Below are 20,708 nucleotides of genomic sequence, written 5' to 3'. Positions count from 1 at the left end.
CAAAAAAGCGGACATGTGCCGCAGATACGTCGCCGCCAGAGCATTTCCAGCCGAAGCGGAACGCTTCGGCGTCGGACAATGCGGCAAAACAGGAGGTTAAAGCAGGGCCTTGAGCTCGTCCAGCTTGTCGTTGATCAGCCAGCCGTAATAGTTTTCTTCCGGCCAGACGGTGCCTTCGCCGCCATTCCTCGCCGCCAGCGCCCGGGCGCGGGAGAGCGAGCCGCCGACGTTATAAAGCGTCGCCGTCAGGCCGGGATTCTTGGAAATGTCCATGCCGGCGACCGAACGGTAGTCGTCGATCGACCGGCGGATCGCCGCCGCCGTGAAGGCGAGCGACATGTCGGGGTCCATGATCGCCTTGTAGACTGCCGCCGCATCGTTGGCATCAAGCTTTGCGAGCCCGGAGGCGCGCGACACCATGTCCGACAGCATCAGCGCCGTCAGCGGATTGACCTGGCCGAGGCCGAACGTCTGGCCGGCGTAAAACGGCTGGAAGAACACGGCGCTGAAACGGTTGTCGGGAAACGACTTGCCGCCCACCGACCGTCCGCGAAAACTCTTTTCCCAGACGGCTTCGCGGCAGTTCCACAGCTTGTAGGAATCGCCGCCGCATCGGGAAAATTCCGGCCGCGCCACGAAATCGGCAATCGATTCGTCGTCATAGGCAAAACGGAAACTGTTGCCGGCATAAGACGCCGCCTTGACGTAGTAGGACTGCAGCCGGTCGTAGGCATCGACATTATAGGTGTGTTCGCCGACCAGCGCACCGACGATATGGATCGGATCGATGCCATAGGCGGATGCGGTCGACTTGATCTTCGACATCAGCTTGCGGTCGGAGGCGAGCAGGTCGCGGATCTTTTCGTATTTCTGGTCGAAGCTGGTCTTGCCGGCCTTGGTGCGGCGGACGGAGGCGCCGGGGATCGCCGGCTGTTCGGCATGACGATTGCCGGGCGGCACGACGACGATAGTGCGCGCCGACGCCAGCGTCGGCACCAGACAGGCCAGGGCAACCATGAAAGAGATGACGAAGCGCCGCACGATCAGCCAATCCTCACGCAAATCCATCGGATCAATTTCGGCCGCTCCATGCTGGACAATCTTGGCCGAATGATGCTCCGGGCGAAAAATCCCCGAAAACGAGCCCTTCCATAAGAAGATAAGGGCGCGCTGTCGAGTGTTGTTTCGCACGCTGGGCGGGATTCACGCAGATATGAAGGAGCGTGGCGGCGGAGGTCGGCTGGGGCTGTCCATCATCCTCACCCTCACCCGTTTGCAACGGAGCGACTGCATATGGAATGAAACGGCGCTGTTTGCCCGGGCTTGTCGCAAACCTCGCCCGCGGCCACAGCTATGGCCTGGACGATGCCACTTTCATGCCTGGTTAACTTTTTGCGGTCCGAAGAGACGCGCAATCAGATCGTTCTGATCGTTGACGGTCCAGTCGCCGGAAAAGCCGAAGCCTTTCCCCAACACAGCATCGCCTCGAACCCCGCGATGGTTCGCTGCGCCGTGTTGAAGGATTGGAAGCCGCCAATCTACGGCATGGTCTTCTTCACCCGGAAATGGTCGCTTTCGATGCCTTGCTGCGGATGCTTGGTGACGTCGTGCACGGGATCCGGATGCAGCAGCCCATCGTCAACCGACGCTTTAATCGCCGGCGGAACGTATTGGCACCATCATCCGTACCGATACTGCTGTTTCTCCTCATGTCTTTTTTCCAATTAAGAAGAGAAGGAAAGGGCCACCGATGAGCGTCGCCAGCAGTCCTGCCGGGATTTGGTAGGGGAAGATTAGATTTCTGCCAACCCAATCGGCAGTCAGGAGAATAAGCCCGCCCATCAGCGCCGAGGAAAAAAGATGGCTGGCCGCCCGTCGAAAACCAGCGAGACGAGCGAGATGTGGTCCCATCAAGCCCGAAAAACTTAGCGGGCCGACCAGCGTTGTTGCCACGGCCGTCATGACCGCTGCGATCGAAAACAGGATCGACCGGCTTCCGATCAGGGGTATGCCGAGGGACGATGCCGCGGATTCACCCAGCGACAGAAGTTCAAGCCAGCGGGCGATCAACGGAATGGTGAGGAAGCCGAAAAACAGCACGGCGGCGGAGGAGATGGCATCAGAGGGTGTCACCGCGTAGGTCGAACCCGAAAGCCAGCTTAGAACCTGCCCCAGGCGAGGATCCTGGCTTGTCATCAGCAGCGCGATAATAAAGCTGGAAATCGAACTCAGCGAGACGCCAAGCAGGAGCAGCCGGTTTCCGCCATAAGCAGGTCGGCGCGACAGGATCAGCATGACCACGAGCACAATGAAAGCACCCGCTGCCCCGGCGCCGATCTGTCCCCATCGTGTGGGCAGTGCGTCTGTCATGATGAACAGGATTGTGCCGACCAATGCGCCGGAGGAAACGCCCATAATTTCCGGCGAAGCCAGCGGGTTTGATGTCATGCGCTGCAAAATGGCGCCGGCCAGCGCCAGCATCGCACCTCCGGCAAAGGCGCAAACTGCCCGCGGCAATCGCCAAATCGACAGGTTTAGGAGGGTGTCACCACTGGAGAGTTCCCAGCCACCCAGTCCACGACCGAAGGCAACCACAAACCAGAAAAGTGGGAGGCTAACAAGGATCAGCGCCGCCATCAGCAGGATTGGGCGCCACTCTTGAGCCACCCCCTGGCGCGCCCTTTGCTCCGGCACATTCGTCGGCCTCAGCCGGCGGATCATCACGATCAACAAGGGTGCCGCCAGCAGGCCCGTAATTGTCCCAACTGGAAAGAGCCGATAGGTGACGGGAAAGGAAAGCACGATCTGGTCCGTCAGCAGCAGAAGCAGCGCGCCGATCAGGCTCGACCATACAATCGCTCCGCCGATGCGTCGCATGCCTAGACCGCCCGCAATCGCCGGTGCGGCCAGGCCGATAAAGCTGATGATACCAACCTGTGCTGTCACAAGCCCGGTAAGCGCGGTCGCCAGAACCAGCGCGATAATTCGGAAGATCGTTGTGGACAGACCGAGGCTACGGGCGCTCCGGTCGTCAAGGGAGAGGATCGTCAGCGGGCGCAGAATGAGCGCCACGGCGATTGCCAGACATGTAAGACGGGGTGCCAGAAAAAGCACGCCCGTCCAGTCCTGTTGATCGAGATACCCCGCGCCCCAGATGAACAGTCCGAGCAGCAGTTCATGATTGAATAGCGTCAGCACGGCGCTGGCTGCCCCACAGTAAAGGCTGACGATCAGGCCGGACAGGGTCACGGTCTCCGGTGAAAGACCGCTTCTCCAGGACAGGCCTAGAACGGCAAGAAGCGCAAGTGCTGCACCGGCAATCGCGATCCATGTCTGGGCGACAAGAAGAGTGAAAGGTGCGAAAACGCCTGCAATCGCAAGTGTCAGGTACGCGCCCGCCGAAACGCCGAGCGTTGCGGGTTCTGCCAACGGGTTTCTCAGAATGCGCTGAAGAAGTGCGCCGGAGAGGCCGAGCGCCCCGCCGGCCATCAGGGCCATCACGATGCGCGGCAGAACCGTGTAGTGAAGCAGCAGTTCCGCCGTGCTTGACGGGTTCGGAAACAAGATTGTGCTCATGCCTGCACCGGGAGGCAGCACGCCATGGATGTTTTGCAGGCAGACCACCGCAGCGGTTATCGCCATCATGCCGAGAACAGCCGCAGGATGGTGGAGCACGTCGCCCGGTCTCATGGCGCGGTGGTGTCCGTCAACGCAAAGGATGCCAGTCGCGCAAAACGTTGCGCCGACGGCAGGCCGCCGTAAAATAGCACGTCGTCGATCGCAACGGCCCGCTCTTCCCGGACATAGGGAAGGCTGGCGATGACGGGAGACTGCAGAGCCGGCTGCAAAAGTAATCTGCTTTCGCGTCCGACTGACAACAACCTTGCATGGGACTGCCGCGCGAGGGCATCGATCGTGACCGTCGCATGACCATAGAAAGAGGTCGGACCATCCCATGCGTTTTCGATAGAAAACTGGTCGAACAGGTTTTGAAACAGGCTGTTCTTTCCGAAGACAAGGGCGCGGCGGGTGTCGAGCAGGGTGACGATATAGACCGCCCTGCCATCGTAACCTCGCAATCTCGCTGCAGCCTCCGATATCGCCGCTTCATAAGCATTTATGTACGAGGAAAATGCGCTAGGTCTTGCAATCTCGCCGGCGAGCCGTTCCAGTTTTACCCGGGCATTGGCAAGTCTGTCGACGGGTTGTAGGTCGTCGTTTGCATCAGGATCGAAGAGAATGGCCGGGGCGATCGCATTCAGTTCCGGCAGCAGCATGCCGAGTTCCGGATGCAGGACGATCAGATCTGGCGCCAAGCTATCAAGCAGTTCGAGATTTGGCTCCGAACGAAGACCGAGATCGTGCGTGTTCGGCGACGCTTCCGGCTCCACCACGCGCTCGCTATAACGCGTGCGCTCGGGCAGCGTGATGACGTTTGCGCCGAGTGCCAACAGGTTTTGCGCACTTGTCCAGTCCAAGGCGGCAATTTGAAGTGGTAGAGGATTACCGGCACCCGATGTCGGCGGGAGGGTGAGAGATATCAACCCGCCGAGAAATGCCCGGCGGGGGATGAGATGGCGGGACGTCCGTCGCCGGATCAAGCGATTACCATTTGTAGGCAAGGGTGGCGTTGATGGCGCGCCGGTTGCCGTAAACAACGGTGTTGGAGTAGAAGCTGGGCGTGAAATATTTCTCGTCTGTAAGATTGGTGCCGCTGACTGCCAGGGTCAGCCCATTCAGATCGGGGTTTTTCGCGCCGAAATCATAGGAGATCGAGGCATCGAGAAGTGTGTGGCCAGGAACCTTGACCTGCGATCCTGTCGTCGTGTCCATTACGGCCATCGAACTGCCGACATAGCGCAATCCCGCGCCAAGTCTCAGGCCGTCGAACGCGTCGTCCTGAAAAGCGTAATCAAGCCATAACGATGCAGTATGATAGGGAACAGACGCTGAGCGGGATCCGATCGCGCTGACGCCGCTCGTGTTCGGATTGTCCTCAGTGACACGCGCATCCGTGTAGGAATAGCCGGCCGTCAGACTGAGCTCTTTGGTCAGGCTTGCCTTGGCTTCGAGTTCGAAGCCGCGCGAGCGTATCTCGCCTTGCTGCACCGCATAACCGATATGCAGCGGGTCGGTCGTCGAGACGTTCTGCTGGGTGATCTGGAAAACCGAGGCAGTGAACAGCGCGTTCCATCCTATCGGCTGGTATTTGATGCCAGCCTCGTATTGCTGGCCCCTTGTCGGCTTGAAGGGGTTGCCCGAGAAATCGATCGATGAGTCCGGCTGGAAGGAGGTCGCGTAACTGGCATAGGGCACGATGCCGTTGTCGAACATGTATCCCAGGCCGATCCGACCGCTGAAGGCTGCATCGTCTGTTTTCGTCACGCTGTCGGAGAGATTGTCGTAGACCTTGCCGTTCACCCAATCATAACGTCCGCCGAGCGACAGGATCCAGTTGTCCCACTTGAGCTGATCCTGCGCATAGATGCCGAACTGCGATGTGACGACCTTTTCATCCGTCCAGAGCGGATCATAGGTCAGGGCAGGGCCGCCATAGACCGGATCGAGAACATCGATCGTGATGAAGTTGGAAGAGTTGGCGCGGCTTTCCTTGCCGGAATAATAACCGTAATCGGCACCGAGCGTGATCTTGTGGGTCGCGGGACCGATATCGATCTCGCCGCTGACATTGTTGTCGAACAGGAAACTGCTGGTGGTCTTAGGGCGTTTCTGGGTGCCGATATTGGCGAAATGGCCATTAACCAGCGCGGTAGGCCAATCCCAGATGAAACCGGCCGTATAATCTACCTTTGAATGGCTGAAGCGGGCATTCTGACGATAGGTCCAGCCATTGTCGAATTCGTGCTTGAACTCGTTGCCAACCGACTCGCCTTCGACCTTCCACTCGGTGAGCCCGGCCACGCCGAGATAAGTGCTGGACGGAATCCGCACGCCGTTGTCGAAAATCGTGTTGTCCATCGGCAGGCTCTGCTCACCACCGCCCTTGGTCGTCTTCTGGTAATTGGAAAGCAGGGTGAAGCTCGTTGCATCGTCCGGCTTCCAGGTGAATGCCGGCGCGATGTAGAGGCTGTCGTCGGGCGAGTGGTCGATTTGCGTACCGCTATCGCGGTAAAGACCCGTCAGGCGATAGAGAAAGGTGCCGTCCTTGTTCGCGGGCCCGCTGAAATCGAGCGCTGTCTGCCTCCTGTTGAAACTGCCATACTGGACCTCGACTTCCCGCAAAGGTGTCTCGGTCGGGCGTTTGGTCGTCGTATTGACGAGGCCTCCCGGTGTCGCCTGGCCGTAAAGCACCGAGGACGGCCCCTTCAACACGTCCAGACGGTCGAAAGCATACATCTCGATATCGCTGTCATAGCTGTTGAAGCCGTTGCGCAGGCCATCGCGATAGTTGGCGAACTGCCCGATCGCCCTGAAGCCGCGCAAATAGATGTCCGGCATTCCCTGGCCGCCAGGATAATCGATCATACGCACGCCGGGTGTGTAGGCGACGGCGGAATTGAAATCGGTAACGCCGCGATCGTCCATCTCCTTGCGCGTCACGACGTTGACCGTCTGGGGCACTTCAAGGATCGGCGTGTCCGTTTTGGTGCCGGCCGTGCTGGTTTCTGCAACATAGCCATCAACGCCACCGGCCTCGCCCGCCAAGATGATCGGTGCCAGCGCGGTTGCGTCGCCCGTGACACCGGCACTGTCTGTCTGAACGATACTGACGATGGTCACGGTGTTGGCGTTGGTGAAGCTGAATTGAAGCCCCGAACCGGAGAGCAGGGTGGAGATCGCCTGAGCCGTGCTCATCGTGCCGCGCACACTGCGGCCGGTTGTCGAGGCGGCCGCAGTTTCGGGGAAAATGACATTGATGCCAGTGGCGCGAACGATGTCGTTCATCGCCTGGCGGATCGGCTTGGCGGGAATGTTGAAACTATGCTGTCGCCCCGCGAGAGCCTGTGCGGCGGCCGGCGTTACACCGGTACCATCCACGGCAAAGACTGCCATCATCGTTGCTGCCAGCAGAACCATGGTCCTGTTTCTCAATACCTTGCCCCTCATACGTCGCCCTCATGTCAAGCAAAACGAGCGCAGCCTGCCGGTGTCCGGCATCGGCTTCTCATAAGGGATATCGTCCTGGGGGCCGGCCCACCCTCACATTTTCTCAAGAATTTTCTTTGGCGGCCCAAAGGCGGATGTCAGGGGCCGACCACGGTGATGCGGCCAAAACTGTTGAGGTGAAAGCCGACGGTCGACTGCAAGGCAGCAAGCGCCTCGTGGGTATCGTGGAGCGCAATATTGCCGCTGACTCTGAGTTCGCCGAGGCTCGAACCCAGAACCACGATGCGCCCGGTCCGATAACGTTCTATCTGGGCAAGAACGTCCGCGAGCCGGGCATTGGTGAAGATATAGCGGCCATCATGCCAGGCCATCTCGTCTTCGATGATGGCCTGTTTGACGGGGCTGAGGCCCGAAGATCCGTAGTCGACGCTTTCTCCTGGCTTAAGGATGACATCCTGTCCGGCTCCGATCACGCCAACCTTCACGCTGCCTTCGGCAAGGGTCACCGTGACCTGCCGATCCTCCTTCAGCGAGACATCGAATTCGGTTCCGAGAACTTTCGCTTCCCCGCCGGCGGCTTCGACCACGAAGGGCACACCGGTATGAGAGATCCGGAAAAAGGCGTTCCCTCGCAACAGCCTCACACGTCTTTCACGGGCAGAAATTGCGACGTCGAGCGCGCTATCGGCATCGAGCAGAACATGCGACCCATCGCTGAGCGCCAATTCGCGACGGTCGCCGCGCGGCGAGACGAAATCAGCCTGCATATCCTGCCAAAGGTGAGGCTGCTCCAGCCAAGTCCACGCTCCGGCCAGCAAAAACACGAGACAACAGGTAACGACGGCGCCGGCCTTGCCCCTGATCCGTTTCTCACGCAGCCGTCGGATCTTTTCCAGCGGAAGTGCGAGTTCGTCGTCCTCAGGACCTCTTTCCGGACCGGTGGCACCGAGATCAGACCACAGGCCGCCGATATCTTCGAAAGCCTGCTTGTGAAGCGTCGAGGTGGCAAGCCAGTCGTGAAAGTCGCGATTGTCTTGATGGGAAGGTTTGCCGTTCATGCGGGTGAACCACGCAATCGCCTCCCGCTCGATCCGTGCCCTATCCGGAGAGATTTGCCTGTCGTCCATCGAATGAAATCGCCTTGGCTCGCAATCCGACGCGCTCAGTCGGCCTTCCTCTAAATATATCGCGCGGCGAGCGCGATCACCCTCAGGTGCGTCTGATTACCGTACTTGGCGGCAGGCAAGAAGAGCTTTGGCGATCTCGCGCTCGACGGTGCTGTAGGAAATGTCCAGCGCAACTGCAATCTCGTCATAGGTGCAGGCGTGAAGGCGGTTCAGCATAAAAACCTGCCGCGTGCGTTCCGGGAGGTTGCTTATAGCCGTCTGAAGGTGGCGGAGTTCCTGGCGCGCGCCAACGATCTGGTCTGGCGGGATCACGGCTTGGGTATATTGCTCTTCGGTCAGGCCTTTAGCGAGCTTCTGGCGCCTCTGCTCAGCCCTAAAATGGGTGATGGCCGTGAACTGCGTGGCGCGGGAAAGATACGCTGGCGTAAGCGAGGCATGTTCCTTCGCGCGAGCCCAAAGGACGGCGAAAACATCCTGCACGACATCGGCTGCATTCGAGCGGCCGATCCGGCGGCCGGCCAACTTCTCGAGCCGGAAGCGTTCCGACGCGTAAAGAGCCTCGAATTCGGATTCCTTGGTCGTCACGGGTGGCCTATCGCTGTGTATAACTGGACTAATGCACTCCGCTTATAGACTTGGCCGCGTTTTAGCAATCCAATGTGATTGTATACGCCGATTTATTTAGACGCGCGATCACGGCTCGATACTCGATCTCATACGATTGCTAACGGTAAACGGTGGCCTGCAAGATCGGAGAGATGTGTGGTGGCGCATCGAACGGAGACAATTCGTGCCGTTTCGAATGTAATCCGATCGAGAGACGGACAGGTGCTCTCCCGCAGCAATGCGGCAAAAACAAAAGCACAGAGCCCCTCGGCTTGGCGGCCGCAGCAGAACTACCCTATCCGAACCGTATGTTAGTCACGGATGAGGATTAAAGGGCCGATCCGGTTGGTCTTGACGCCAAGCGAGCGCTCCAGGAAGGTCAGCGCCGCATCGGTGTCGGTTATCGCCAGTGTGCCGCTGACCCGCCGCCGCGCGAGCTCGTCGCCGACGATAACGATTTGCCCCCGGAAATGGCTGCGCATTTCGGCAACCAAATAGGAAAGTGGCGCATTGTCGAGGACCAGCTGGCCGCGCCGCCAGGCGAGTGCCAGCATGCTGTCCGTCTCCTTCACCGCGCTGCTGTGCGCCTGGAGGTCATAGCTGACCTGTTCACCCTCGTTGACGCGAAGCGACGTGTTCTTTCCGTCGGCGATGTCGATCTGCACCGCGTGCTGCGTGACCGTTACATCGGTTTCCGTGTCGCCGATCCGCACGTCGAACGCCGTGCCAAGAGCGGTTACGAGGACGTCTCCGGCTTCGACCTGAAAGGGACGCTCAGGGTCGCTTGCGACTTCGAAATACGCCTGGCCACGCAGCAGCTTCACGATGCGCCTGTGCCCGCTATAGTCATGGGAGATCGCCGAGGAGGCGTTGAGCTGCACAGTCGAGCCGTCCTCCAGCGTGATCACAGGCATTTCTCCGGTTCCCGCGATGACATCGGCCCGCAAGCGCATCGGCCCGTCGAACAGCACGAACAGCCCGCCGACCAGGAACAAGGCGACGACGGAACGGATGATCGGCCTTGAGACCTGGCGCGGCTTCACCTTGAGGTCGCGCAATGCGGGATCGGATTCGATAGCCGCGCGCGCCTCGCCCATCAGGCGTTCGGCGGCTTGGTAAATCCTGGCATTTTCGGGATCGCGGGCAAGCCAAGCATCGAATGCGGCTTTCTCCCCTTCGGTCTGGCTTGGCTCTCTGTTGCGCAAGACCCAGCCGGCGGCCTCTTCGTGCCGTTTTTTCTCCGTGCGCGTGCTTTGCCTGCCGGTCATGGCGATATCCCCGAATGCTGTCGTCTCACTTCAGAAACGAACAAACCTAACGATTTGGGACATCTGAAACACTCTTGAGAAGAATGGAATAGTATGGGCTTGTCGCAAACCTCGCCCGCGGCCGCAGCTATGGCCTGAACGATGCCACATTCATGCTCTGTTAACTTTTTGCAGTCCGAAGAGACGCGCAAGCAGATCGTTCTGATCGTTGACGGTCCAGCCGCCGGAAAAGCCGTCTTTCCTCAACCACAGCATCGCCTCGAACCCCGCGATGGTTCGCCGCGCAGTGTTGAATGATTGGAAGCCGCCGATCCTGGGCATGGTCTTCTTCACCCGGAAATGGTCGCTTTCAATGGCTTGTTGCAGATGCTTGGTGACGTCGTGCACGGGATCCAGGTGCAGTAGCCCATCGTCAACCGACGCTTTAATCGCCGGCGGAAACGTATTGGCGCCATCCGTGCCGATCTTGCCGGGCGACAATAACGGATCGTCTTTCAGCATCTTGCGGAAGAATCGTTTGGCGGCATCGAGATCACGCTTGGCCGTCAGCAGAAAATCGACCGGGTTTCCGTATTTATCGATGGCGCGGTACAGAAAACGCCACTTGCCACGAATCTTGACGTAGGTTTCGTCGATCCGGACCGAACCACATGGCGCCAGTTCGATGCAATGATCTCCTTTGAGAGACCGGCGGAAAACAGGCCCGCATGGACATGCGGCGACCCTGGTTCCTATCACGAAACCGACTTCTATTTCCTGCCATTTCAAGATCAATGGCCAAACCATTTTCAGCCAGGAATCGAACGCTCTTCCCATGCTTTATTTTGATGCGCCAGTCCCAAAGACCCCTGTTCAGTCGTCGTATCGATGAGGACCTGGCGCCTACGCGCCGGGCGTGAGCTGAGGACCGGGGCGGAAACCGCCCTGATGATCGAGGTCGGATTTGGATCAGGAACACAACACGCGCGCGGGGAGGGGCGATAGGGAAAGAGCGGCCTGCGTCCGGTTTCGTGCGGCGCTGGCTGCGCAATCGGCAAACTGGCCCGAGGTTCGGACCGGAACAGGCCCGCTGGAACCGGGATGGATGACGGCGGCCTCGCTGTTTGCCAGCGACGCCGCCATCGAGGAGTATCTCCGCTACGAAGGTTCTTTCCATGCGAACATGGACAGGAAGACCTGCGCGGCCGCCATGATGGCCGACTACGGTTATATCTTTTCGACGGCCGTCGTTCCGTTGTTCGTGGGTTTCGGTATTGTCCCGGACCTGTCGCCCCGACAGTTTGCCTTGCATTTCCACGTCACCCCGATCGAACATGATGGCCACGTCCACGAGGCACGACGCGCGCATGTCCGCTTTCTCTCCCCTGACATCCAGACGGTCAGGGGGACTGATCCGCCATGCCCCGGCGAGACGGGGAACCTGGACGACGATGCGCTTTGCGATCTCTTCCGCCATTCGGTCGAGGGCCATTTTCATCCGCTGGTCGGGCAGCTTCACGCCAGGACCAACCTCGCGCGCAATGCGCTATGGCGACTGGTGGCGGATGCCGTTGCCGCCACCTTCCTCGATGCGGGCCGGCGCTTCGGCAGGATCGAGGAGGCGAAGGCGGCGGCGATGACGATCCTCAAGCAGCCCGGATCGCCGCTCTGCAACCGCCAGCTTCACTATTTCGACCTCACTCTTTCGGATGAAGATTGCGGGGAGATCTCGCATACCTTCCGGGCGCGGGGCGGCTGCTGTCGCCACTATACGGTGGATGATGGCGCCGTCTGCCCGACATGCGTCCTCAACACCCCCGAGCGGCGGGACGCGGAATTGCGCATGGCAATGCGGCAGCATGTTCTGCGGACCAGGCCTACCTCCTCCTGAGGTGCTGAAATCTGCCGGACGGCTTCCACGGATTTTTTTGCCGGCAGAGTCCCAATCGCGGTTTCCCCAATCGTCAAGTCAGTGAGCGGGGAGACGACCCGCTCGCTGCAATGGATCGCGGCGCCTTGAACGCCGTTCGAATGGGGGCTTTTATGACGACGAAAAAAAAGACGAGACCAGCATCCGGAAACCGTGGCCGCCTGCGGCTCGCCCTATGGGCCGGCACGATTCTGGCCGTCAACTGGACTTCTCCGGCCAGCGCACAGAACGCCGCCCCCGGGCAGATGGCGCAGCAGTCCATTTCGATCCCCGCCGGTCCGCTGACCCCGGCGCTCAATCGCCTTGCAGCCCAGGCCGGCCTGCAAATCCTGTTCGAGGCAGAACTGGCGCAGGGCAAGACCACGCGCGGCGCTGCCGGCAATCTTACGCCGGAGGAAGCACTCGACGCCGTTCTCGCCGGAACCGGCATCAGCGGGCGCTTTGCCGGCAAGACACAGGTCGTCTTGAGCATCAACACAGCCTCGATAGGCGAGGACACCGCCGAGGCGGGCAATGGCAGCGCGACCGAGCTCGAGGCGATCACCATCTACGGCGCGCGCAATGCCACGACCCTTGCCAGTACGTCGTCCAGCATCGGCATCATCACCGCGGAACAGATCAACGACAGCCATATACAGAGCTTTCGTGACGGCTTCCGGCGCCTTGCAAACGTAATGGATGCCGACTGGGTCGACGGAGGCTTCATCATCCGCGGCGTCAATTCCGAGGGCCTCGTCCCCGGGGGCGCCCCGCTCGCGACGCTTTACGTCGATGGCGTACAGCAGACGGTCCGGGGTGCGCGGCGCGGCGCGCGCGGCCTTTTCGACGTCGAGCAGGTCGAGGTCTATCGTGGCCCGCAGTCGACGCTGTCCGGTCGGGCGGCAATGTCCGGCGCCATCTACATCAAGACGAAGGATCCGGTTTTCGAGCGGGAGGCCGAGCTGTCGGGCACCATCGGCACGGGCAATCTCTACGGCGGCGCCTTCATGGTGAACACGCCGCTGGTGGACGACCAGATCGCCGTTCGCATTGCCGGTGAAATCCAGCGCAGCAAGAACGACATCAACTATCCGACCTTCACCGGTTATGACGGGTATGACGAATTCACGCACGATCTCAATTACCAGATCCGCGGCAAGGTGCTCTTCGAGCCGGCGGAGATGCCGGAGACACGGGCGCTGCTAAGCTACTCCTTCTCGCATGACGACCCCTATGTCCGCGACATCGGCGGCCCGGCCGGTTCGATGGGTTTCAGTTTCGACGAGGAGCGCGGCGATTACCAGATCCCGGCCTACATCGAAACCCGGCCGACCGACGTGCATAATATCGGACTGGAAGTGACCCATGACTTCTCGAACGAACTGAAACTGACGTCGCTTTCCGCCTTCAGTTATTCCGACACGAAACGCCGTTCGCCCAATTACGGGACCGTCGGCGAGATCAATACCTATCACGGCTACTACAAGGAGTGGATCGGCTCCCAGGAGCTGCGCCTCAACTATGAGGGCGACAAATGGAATTGGGTCGGCGGGGTTTATTTATCCTATGAGGACGAAAAGAACTTCTATGATCGCACGATTCCGCTGAGCGCCACGATCAACCGCAACCAGGTGCAGCACAATACGCAGAAATCGTTCAACGCCGCCCTGTTCGGAGAGGCGACATACGAGTTCATCCCCACCTGGAAGGTGACCGTCGGCGGGCGCCTCGACTACACCGAACAGGACATCACGCAGCATCTCGTGCGGACCCAGCCGCTCGGTGGCAGGACGTCCGTTCTCACGGACTACGGCGCATCCTTCGATGAGGTCAACTTCGTGCCGAAGATCGGCCTTTCGAAAGAACTGACGGAAACGCAAACCATCGGCGTGACCTATTCCCAGGGCTTCAGAACGGGTGGGGCAAGCTACGATTCCCTCAATCGTACCGCCTACACCTACGATCCCGAGACAGCCTCGACCTATGAGATCTTCTACAAGGGAACATTCCTGGACGACCGGCTGGCCCTGAACTCGAACGTCTTCTTCACCCGGTATTCGGACCAGCAGGTCCAGATGCAGCTCGACCCGACGGATCCGCTCACGCGCCGCATCCTCAACGCCGCGTCCTCGGAAGCATGGGGCTTCGAGATCGAGCCGTCATTCAAGGTCACCGACAATCTGGAGACCTTCGTCTCGCTCGGCTACGTCCATACCGAATTCAAGGATTTCAATGACCTGACATATGGCAATCTTTCCGGGCTGCCCTTCCCCGAAGCCCCGGAATGGTCCTTGGGCCTGGGCGCGCGCTACACCTTCGACAACGGCGTCTTCGTGGGTGCGGATGCCAAATACACGTCGAGCTACATGGCGCGGCTGGGCAGCCTGCCGCACGATTTTCTCGACAGCCGCTGGATCGTGAACATGCAGGCGGGCTACAAGACGGAACGCTGGGAAGTCAACGCATTCGCGCAGAACCTCCTGGACGAGAAGTATTTCGTCTATAACGACAACGACATTGCCGCCTCGCTCGGCGAACGCCGCAGCTTCGGCCTCAACCTCAAGGTCAGGTTTTGATCCAAAGGGGGCGGAGCCCGGTCTCCGCCCCTCCGTCATCGTGCCTTCGATCCGAGCGAGCAGAGTTTCCAGTGCGTCTTCCATCCCTCATCGTCATCCTGTTCCTCTGCGCCTGGCCCGCCTTGGCCGATTGCAGCGGCCGCACGATCGCCGGCCACATCCTGCAGGCGCCGGTTTGCGTACCCGGCAATCCACAGCGCGTGGTCGTGCTCGATCCGTTCTACAATCTCGGCATGGCGCTTGAAATCGGCGTGCCGGTCGTCGGCGCACCGTTGCTCACGGCTCCGGACGCCGGGTTGCGCGTGCGCGCGCAGGCCGCTTCAATCGTCGATATCGGCGATACCCGCCAGCCCGACCTCGAAAGGATCGTCGCGCTCAAGCCCGACCTCATCCTCGGAGACGGACAGCTCCACGGCCAGTTCTACGACAAGCTGGCCCGTATCGCGCCGACGGCCCTGATCGACGTGGCGGACTGGAAGGACTATTTTCTTACTCTCGGCGACGTCACCGGGCGCTCGGACAAGACGGAGGAGGCGCTGCGCATCTTTCGCGAGCGCGCCTCGGCCATCAAGTCACGCATGCCCGCAGATATCGAGGTGTCGGTGATCCGCGTCGCGATTCACGGCTTTCACGTCTATCTCGACGGTCCCGCCGCCTACGCCCCTTATGCCGTCCTGCATGAGGCCGGCGTGAAGCGCACCGCCTACGAAACCACCGATGACGATACCGTCCTGAAGCGTCCGACATGGGAGGAGATTGCCGAACTGAACGGTCGTATCCTGCTCTATGTGGTGGCCGCAGGAAACAGCCCCGGACAGGACGAGGAATTGGAGGCGGAGACGATCGCCAACCCGCTCTGGAAGATGCTGCCTGCGGTGCAGGCGGGGCGTGCCTATCGCGTCGACAAGGCGGCATGGTTCGGTTTCAACAGCGTTGCATCCGCCCACCGCATCCTTGACGACGTCGAACGCTATATACTGACCGCGCCGTGAAGAGCATACGGATGACAGGAACTCGCCTAGGCGGGCGGATCGCCGCGCGTACCGACGGCATGCGGTCCTTCGCGCTGGCGGCTCTTTGCCTCGTCCTTGCCGCCGTTGCGATCTGGTCGGTGACGCTCGGCACCTCGCGCACCTCGATCCGCGATGTGCTGGCGGCGATCCTGGCATTCGACGGCTCGCGCGAGCATCTGGTGGTGATGACGCTGCGCCTGCCGCGCGTGCTCGCCGGATTGCTGGCCGGCTCGGGGCTGGCGGTAGCCGGGGCCATCATGCAGGCGATGACGAACAATCCGCTGGCATCGCCCGGTCTGCTCGGCGTCAATGCCGGCGCGGCCTTTGCGGTCGTGATGGCAATGTCGCTGCTCGGCGTCGCATCGAGCGGCACGCATGTCTGGTTCGCCTTCGGCGGCGCGGGCGCGGCGGCGGTCATCGTCTACGCGCTGGCCTCCAGCGGCCGCGCCGGCGCGACACCGCTGAAGCTGGTGCTGGCTGGCGCCGTGCTCACCACGTTCCTGACCTCGCTGACCACCGCATTCCTTCTTTTCGACCAGACCACGCTCGATGCCGTGAGGCTGTGGACGGCCGGTTCGCTCGCCGGCCGCAGCATGCAGCAGGTCGTGGATGTCGCGCCCCATATTCTCGCCGGCCTTGCCGCCGCCCTGATTTTCCGCCGCCACCTGATGACCCTCAGCCTCGGGGCGAGTGCTGCGCGCGCCGTCGGACAGAACCCGGTCCTGTGGCGCGGCATTGCCGTCGTCATCGTCATCCTGCTTGCCGGCGGCGCGGTTTCGCTTGCCGGGCCCGTCGGTTTCGTCGGCTTGGTCGTGCCGCATATCGCGCGGCTGACCGTCGGCGTCGACTATCGCTGGATCATCCCTTTCGGCGCGGTCGGCGGCGCACTCATGGTCGTGCTCGCCGATACGCTCGGGCGCACCCTCTTCGCGAGCCAGAGCTTTCCGGTGGGTGTGACGGTGGCCCTGGTCGGCGCGCCCTTCTTCATCTGGCTTGCGCGCCGCCGCGTGGATGCCGCGCCATGATCCGTATCGCCGCGCTCGTGCTCCTGCTGCTGGCCGTTCTTCTGGCATCCGTCGCCTGGGGCGGCTACATCGTCGCGCCGGGCGATCTGCTCGCCATCCTGATGCAGCCGGCGGGTACGAATCCCCAGGTGGAAATGATCGTTCTCGACCTGCGGCTGCCGCGCGCGTTGCTCGCCATGCTGGTCGGTGCGGCGCTGGCGATGGCCGGCGCCATCGTGCAGGCCGTGATGCGCAATCCGCTCGCCGAGCCCGGCCTCCTCGGCATCAATGCCGGCGCGGCGCTCGCGGCGATGATCGTCATCGCCGCGCTGAAGGATGTGCCCGCCCAGTTTCTTCCCTGGGCGAGTTTCGCCGGCGCGAGCGGCATGGCGGCCACGATCTACATGCTGTCGCGCCATAACGGCGGCACGTCGTCGTTGCGCATCATCCTCATCGGCATCGGGCTTTCCGCCCTTGCCGGCGCGGCGACCACGCTCCTCACCGCCTTCGGCGACATTCGCGACGTGCAACGCGCGATGATCTGGCTTGCCGGCAGCGTTTACAATGCCGATTGGGCAGGCGTGCGAATGCTTGCGCTCTGGCTTGTCGCGCCGATGGCGATGACGATGATGGCCAGCCGCCAGCTCGATCTGATCCGCTTCGGCGACGACGCGGCGCAAAGCCTCGGGCAGAGGGTCAACCTCGTGCGCGCGCTGATGATGATGCTGTGCACGCTTCTGTCCGGCGCGGCAATCGCGGCGTCCGGGCTGATCGGCTTCGTCGGGCTGGTCGCGCCGCACATGGCCCGCCGGCTGGTCGGCCCGGCTCATGCGGGTTTGCTTCCGGTCTCCGCGCTGATCGGCGCGACGCTGGTGATGGCCGCCGATTTTGCCGGGCGCATGCTCGTCGCCCCGGCGCAGTTGCCGGCCGGGATCGTTACCGCGCTGATCGGCGCCCCATTCTTCGCCTATCTGCTCTGGAGACATCGTCATGCCGCAGGCTAGCGCAACCGCAGGCACGGCGCTCGCCGCCGAGGGCGTTTCGGTCGCCTATGGACGCGCGGCCGTCGTCGAAGACCTCGACCTTGCCATTCCGCCCCGCGCCTTCACGGCGTTGATCGGATCGAACGGCAGCGGCAAGTCGACGATCCTCAGAACGCTGGGCGGCCTGCTTTCGCCGCGGGCAGGCAGGGTTCTGCTCGACGGACGCCCCTTGAGCCGACTGACGACCAAAGAAATCGCCCGCGGCGTGGGCATGTTGGCGCAGGGCCCCGTCGCGCCCGAAGGATTGACCGTACTGGACCTCGTCCGGCAGGGGCGCTACCCGCACCTCCCCCTGTTCGGACGTGCGTCGGAACGGGACGAAGAGGCGTGTGCGGAAGCCCTGGCTCTGACCGGAATGACGGAACTGGCTGGCCGGCCACTCGACAATCTTTCCGGCGGCCAGCGGCAACGGGCCTGGATTGCGATGACGCTGGCGCAGGAAACACCGATCCTCCTGCTCGACGAACCCACCACATTCCTTGATCTCGCCCACCAGATCGAGGTGATGGAACTGCTCTCGCGGCTGGTCGCCGAACGCGGCAAGACCGTCGTGGCGGTGCTCCACGACCTCAATCAGGCCGCGCGCCATGCCGACCATATCGTGCTGCTGAAAGCCGGCGCCGTCGTCGCGGCCGGCGGGCCCGAAGACGTGGTGACTGCCGAACGGATCGCCGATGTCTTCTCCGTCGCCGTGAGGGTGGTGCCCGATCCCGTCACCGCAACCCCCATGTGCATTCCCCTGCCCCTGCGCCACCGGCAGCATGCATCCTGCGGCGGATGATTGTTGCGCGATGACAACACGGCTGAGGTTTATGCCGGCGAAAAGCCGCTGCTGACAGCGCAGCCCGCTCAGTACATGGCCAGATTCGTGCAACGAAATCAAAGGGTAAATATGACTTTTAAAATCCACTTTACTCGCCTGTTCGAGCCAGTATCGCCCGTTTGATTTAACCTGCTGCTATTGCACGATTTTCACCGCTTCTCTAATCAGGGATCACTCTTGCGCGGATGATGACATACGGAGATCGGCCGCCTGTCCGGTTCCGGAACCATTGGATGCCGGCACGGGCGGACCAGGACGAAAGCGAAGCGATGCCAACCCAATCCGGCTCTGTTTCCTTGAACGACATCGACAGCAACGATCTGCTGAATCGGGCGATCGAGGATTATTACGAGGAGATCGTGGCAGCCGCCGGCCGACGCAGCCGGTCGAGCGCGACGGCATTCGACATCGTCCACGACCTCTACCTGAAACTTGCCGCCCAGCCGGGCGCCCTGCGCGACAAGCGCTCGATCAAGGCCTATCTCTGCCGGGCGGCGATGAATCTCGGCATAGACCGCTTCCGCCGGGACCGCTTCGAGGCACGCCTGTTTTCCGGCAGCGCGCATGAGGCGCAGATCGTTGCGGCGGAGGATATGGCTCCCGATCGCGGTCTCGAGATCGAGGCGCGCCTTACGGTCCTTCGCGAAGCAATCGCGGAGCTGCCGGCGCGCCGGCGCGCGGTCTTCGTCCTGCACCGGCTTCACCAGCTCTCCCCGGACGAGATCGCCGCCAAGCTGCAGATCTCGCGCAACATGGTCGATCGTCACCTGCGCCGGGCGCTCGCGCATTGCCTTGAACGGCTCATGTCGGTCGAGAAAGACCTCTCCGTCTGGTCGTGGAGCCGTTGAGCGTCGCCATCGAGCCGGCCGTGGGCCGCTCCCGAGGAAGAGTTCTATTGGGCTTGTCGCAAATTTGCGACAAGCCCGCTTTGCCCGTCCCTTACAGAATGAACCGCGACAGATCCGTATTCCGGGCGAGATCGCCGACATGTTCGCGCACATAGTCCTGGTCGATCAACACCTTCTGGCCGCCCTGGTCGGGTGCGGTGAAGGAGATTTCGTCGAGCACGCGCTCCATGACGGTCTGCAGGCGGCGAGCGCCGATATTTTCCACCGAGCTGTTGAGGTGCACGGCGACATCGGCAAGCGCGTCGATGGCATCCTCGGTGAAATCGAGCGCCAGATCTTCCGTCGCCATCAGGGCGATGTACTGGCGGATCAGGCTTGCTTCGGTTTCCGTCAGGATGCGGCGGAAGTCTTCCTTGGTGAGCGGCTTCAGCTCGACGCGGATCGGCAGGCGGCCCTGCAGTTCCGGCAGGAGGTCCGACGGCTTGGCGACGTGGAAGGCGCCGGACGCGATGAAGAGGATGTGGTCGGTCTTGACAGGCCCATACTTCGTCGAAACCGTCGTGCCTTCGACCAGCGGCAGGAGGTCGCGCTGCACCCCCTCGCGGGAAACGCCGGCACCCATGCCGCCGTCGCGCGCGGCGATCTTGTCGATCTCGTCGAGGAAGACGATGCCGTCGTTTTCGACCGAGCGCACCGCTTCGCGCTGGATCGCCTCATTGTCGATCAGCTTGTCGGATTCGTCGCGGATCAGCTCCTTGTAGCTCTCCTTGACCGTCGTCTTGACCTTCTTGCTGCGGCCGCCCATGGCCTTGCCGAACATTTCCGACAGGTTGAGCACGCCGATATTGGCGCCCGGCATGCCGGGGATCTCGAAGCCGGGCATGCCGGATCCGGCATCGGCAACCTCGATCTCGATTTCCTTGTCGTCCAGCTGGCCGTCACGCAGCTTCTTGCGGAAGCTGTCGCGCGTCGCCGGCGAGGCGGTGCTGCCCACCAGCGCATCGAGAACGCGCTCCTCGGCGCTCACATGCGCCTTGGCCTGCACGTCGGCACGCTTCTTGTCGCGCACCAGGCCGATGCCGATCTCGACGAGGTCGCGGATGATCTGCTCGACATCGCGGCCGACATAACCGACTTCGGTGAATTTCGTCGCCTCGACCTTGATGAAGGGCGCGCCGGCGAGCTTGGCCAGGCGGCGGGAGATTTCCGTCTTGCCGACGCCGGTCGGGCCGATCATCAGAATGTTCTTCGGCATGACTTCGTCGCGCAGGTCGGCATCGAGCTGCTGGCGGCGCCAGCGGTTGCGCAAAGCAATCGCCACGGCGCGCTTGGCCTCGTGCTGGCCGATGATATAGCGGTCGAGCTCGGAGACGATCTCGCGGGGGGAAAATGTGGTCATAAGCGTTATCTCCAGCGATCCCGAAAGCGGCAATCGCTTCGCAAG

The 20,708-nt window shown here is 61.6% G+C and carries 15 protein-coding genes and 2 pseudogenes; 7 read left to right on the top strand and 10 right to left on the bottom strand.

Annotation, left to right across the window (positions count from 1 at the left end; genetic code table 11):
- Positions 1–96: 96 nt before the first annotated feature.
- From DEM27_RS30925 to DEM27_RS30885, 9 genes and pseudogenes are all read right to left on the bottom strand, one after another.
- The gene (locus DEM27_RS30925) at positions 97–1,017 is read right to left on the bottom strand and encodes a DUF1402 family protein (RefSeq protein WP_109462104.1); all 921 of its coding nucleotides are present in this window, start codon (positions 1,015–1,017) and stop codon (positions 97–99) included.
- A 357-nt stretch (positions 1,018–1,374) separates the two neighbouring features.
- A pseudogene (locus DEM27_RS30920) lies at positions 1,375–1,693 on the bottom strand (DDE-type integrase/transposase/recombinase); the annotation flags it as partial.
- 14 nt (positions 1,694–1,707) lie between these two features.
- On the bottom strand, positions 1,708–3,690 hold the full coding sequence (gene fhuB, locus DEM27_RS30915) for a Fe(3+)-hydroxamate ABC transporter permease FhuB (RefSeq protein WP_109462088.1): 1,983 nt from the start codon (positions 3,688–3,690) through the stop codon (positions 1,708–1,710).
- Positions 3,687–4,544 (bottom strand): ABC transporter substrate-binding protein, encoded by an 858-nt coding sequence (locus DEM27_RS30910; RefSeq protein ID WP_420028871.1) that lies wholly within the window; start codon positions 4,542–4,544, stop codon positions 3,687–3,689. The genes fhuB and DEM27_RS30910 overlap by 4 nt, the downstream gene beginning before the upstream one ends.
- A gap of 61 nt (positions 4,545–4,605) precedes the next feature.
- The gene (locus DEM27_RS30905) at positions 4,606–7,038 is read right to left on the bottom strand and encodes a TonB-dependent siderophore receptor (protein ID WP_245446243.1); all 2,433 of its coding nucleotides are present in this window, start codon (positions 7,036–7,038) and stop codon (positions 4,606–4,608) included.
- Between the two features lie 167 nt (positions 7,039–7,205).
- Positions 7,206–8,195, bottom strand: a complete 990-nt coding sequence (locus tag DEM27_RS30900) for a FecR family protein (protein ID WP_109462085.1) — start codon at positions 8,193–8,195, stop codon at positions 7,206–7,208.
- A gap of 96 nt (positions 8,196–8,291) precedes the next feature.
- The gene (locus tag DEM27_RS30895; RefSeq protein WP_165823698.1) at positions 8,292–8,780 is read right to left on the bottom strand and encodes an RNA polymerase sigma factor; all 489 of its coding nucleotides are present in this window, start codon (positions 8,778–8,780) and stop codon (positions 8,292–8,294) included.
- 332 nt (positions 8,781–9,112) lie between these two features.
- Positions 9,113–10,069, bottom strand: a complete 957-nt coding sequence (locus tag DEM27_RS30890) for a FecR family protein (protein ID WP_109462083.1) — start codon at positions 10,067–10,069, stop codon at positions 9,113–9,115.
- A gap of 150 nt (positions 10,070–10,219) precedes the next feature.
- Positions 10,220–10,720, bottom strand: a pseudogene (locus DEM27_RS30885) (IS6 family transposase); the annotation flags it as partial.
- A gap of 433 nt (positions 10,721–11,153) precedes the next feature.
- Between DEM27_RS30885 and DEM27_RS30880 the strand changes: the two are divergent.
- The 7 genes from DEM27_RS30880 (at position 11,154) to DEM27_RS30850 (ending at position 19,264) form a co-directional block, all read left to right on the top strand.
- The gene (locus DEM27_RS30880; protein ID WP_109462082.1) at positions 11,154–11,939 is read left to right on the top strand and encodes a (2Fe-2S)-binding protein; all 786 of its coding nucleotides are present in this window, start codon (positions 11,154–11,156) and stop codon (positions 11,937–11,939) included.
- Between the two features lie 152 nt (positions 11,940–12,091).
- Positions 12,092–14,533 carry a TonB-dependent receptor gene (locus DEM27_RS30875; RefSeq protein ID WP_109462103.1) on the top strand — a complete coding sequence of 814 codons (2,442 nt, stop codon included), beginning with the start codon at positions 12,092–12,094 and terminating at the stop codon, positions 14,531–14,533.
- A gap of 71 nt (positions 14,534–14,604) precedes the next feature.
- Positions 14,605–15,525 (top strand): iron-siderophore ABC transporter substrate-binding protein, encoded by a 921-nt coding sequence (locus DEM27_RS30870; protein WP_245446241.1) that lies wholly within the window; start codon positions 14,605–14,607, stop codon positions 15,523–15,525.
- Positions 15,526–15,536: 11 nt separating this feature from the next.
- Positions 15,537–16,571 carry a FecCD family ABC transporter permease gene (locus tag DEM27_RS30865; protein WP_109462081.1) on the top strand — a complete coding sequence of 345 codons (1,035 nt, stop codon included), beginning with the start codon at positions 15,537–15,539 and terminating at the stop codon, positions 16,569–16,571.
- Positions 16,568–17,554, top strand: a complete 987-nt coding sequence (locus tag DEM27_RS30860; RefSeq protein ID WP_109462080.1) for a FecCD family ABC transporter permease — start codon at positions 16,568–16,570, stop codon at positions 17,552–17,554. Before DEM27_RS30865 ends, DEM27_RS30860 begins: the two co-directional genes overlap by 4 nt.
- Positions 17,541–18,374, top strand: coding sequence for an ABC transporter ATP-binding protein (locus tag DEM27_RS30855; RefSeq protein WP_109462079.1), 834 nt, complete (start codon positions 17,541–17,543; stop codon positions 18,372–18,374). The genes DEM27_RS30860 and DEM27_RS30855 overlap by 14 nt, the downstream gene beginning before the upstream one ends.
- Before the next feature lie 275 nt (positions 18,375–18,649).
- The gene (locus DEM27_RS30850; protein ID WP_245446240.1) at positions 18,650–19,264 is read left to right on the top strand and encodes an RNA polymerase sigma factor; all 615 of its coding nucleotides are present in this window, start codon (positions 18,650–18,652) and stop codon (positions 19,262–19,264) included.
- A 91-nt stretch (positions 19,265–19,355) separates the two neighbouring features.
- Here the strand turns inward: DEM27_RS30850 and hslU are convergent, their stop codons facing one another.
- Positions 19,356–20,663 (bottom strand): ATP-dependent protease ATPase subunit HslU, encoded by a 1,308-nt coding sequence (gene hslU / locus DEM27_RS30845; RefSeq protein WP_109462078.1) that lies wholly within the window; start codon positions 20,661–20,663, stop codon positions 19,356–19,358.
- Positions 20,664–20,708 lie beyond the last annotated feature (45 nt).

The organism is Rhizobium album (genome assembly GCF_003122325.1).
Taxonomy (GTDB): Bacteria; Pseudomonadota; Alphaproteobacteria; order Rhizobiales; family Rhizobiaceae; genus Metarhizobium; species Metarhizobium album.
This window is presented reverse-complemented; position numbering and strand designations above follow the sequence as displayed.

Bases quoted from the DNA above. Each gene is read 5' to 3' on its own strand.
- DEM27_RS30925 (WP_109462104.1), bottom strand. From the start codon at position 1,017: ATGGTTGCCCTGGCCTGTCTGGTGCCGACGCTGGCGTCGGCGCGCACT.
- fhuB (WP_109462088.1), bottom strand. From the start codon at position 3,690: ATGAGACCGGGCGACGTGCTCCACCATCCTGCGGCTGTTCTCGGCATG.
- DEM27_RS30905 (WP_245446243.1), bottom strand. From the start codon at position 7,038: ATGGTTCTGCTGGCAGCAACGATGATGGCAGTCTTTGCCGTGGATGGT.
- DEM27_RS30900 (WP_109462085.1), bottom strand. From the start codon at position 8,195: ATGGACGACAGGCAAATCTCTCCGGATAGGGCACGGATCGAGCGGGAG.
- DEM27_RS30890 (WP_109462083.1), bottom strand. From the start codon at position 10,069: ATGACCGGCAGGCAAAGCACGCGCACGGAGAAAAAACGGCACGAAGAG.
- DEM27_RS30880 (WP_109462082.1), top strand. From the start codon at position 11,154: ATGACGGCGGCCTCGCTGTTTGCCAGCGACGCCGCCATCGAGGAGTAT.
- DEM27_RS30875 (WP_109462103.1), top strand. From the start codon at position 12,092: ATGACGACGAAAAAAAAGACGAGACCAGCATCCGGAAACCGTGGCCGC.
- DEM27_RS30865 (WP_109462081.1), top strand. From the start codon at position 15,537: ATGACAGGAACTCGCCTAGGCGGGCGGATCGCCGCGCGTACCGACGGC.
- DEM27_RS30860 (WP_109462080.1), top strand. From the start codon at position 16,568: ATGATCCGTATCGCCGCGCTCGTGCTCCTGCTGCTGGCCGTTCTTCTG.
- DEM27_RS30855 (WP_109462079.1), top strand. From the start codon at position 17,541: ATGCCGCAGGCTAGCGCAACCGCAGGCACGGCGCTCGCCGCCGAGGGC.
- DEM27_RS30850 (WP_245446240.1), top strand. From the start codon at position 18,650: ATGCCGGCACGGGCGGACCAGGACGAAAGCGAAGCGATGCCAACCCAA.
- hslU (WP_109462078.1), bottom strand. From the start codon at position 20,663: ATGACCACATTTTCCCCCCGCGAGATCGTCTCCGAGCTCGACCGCTAT.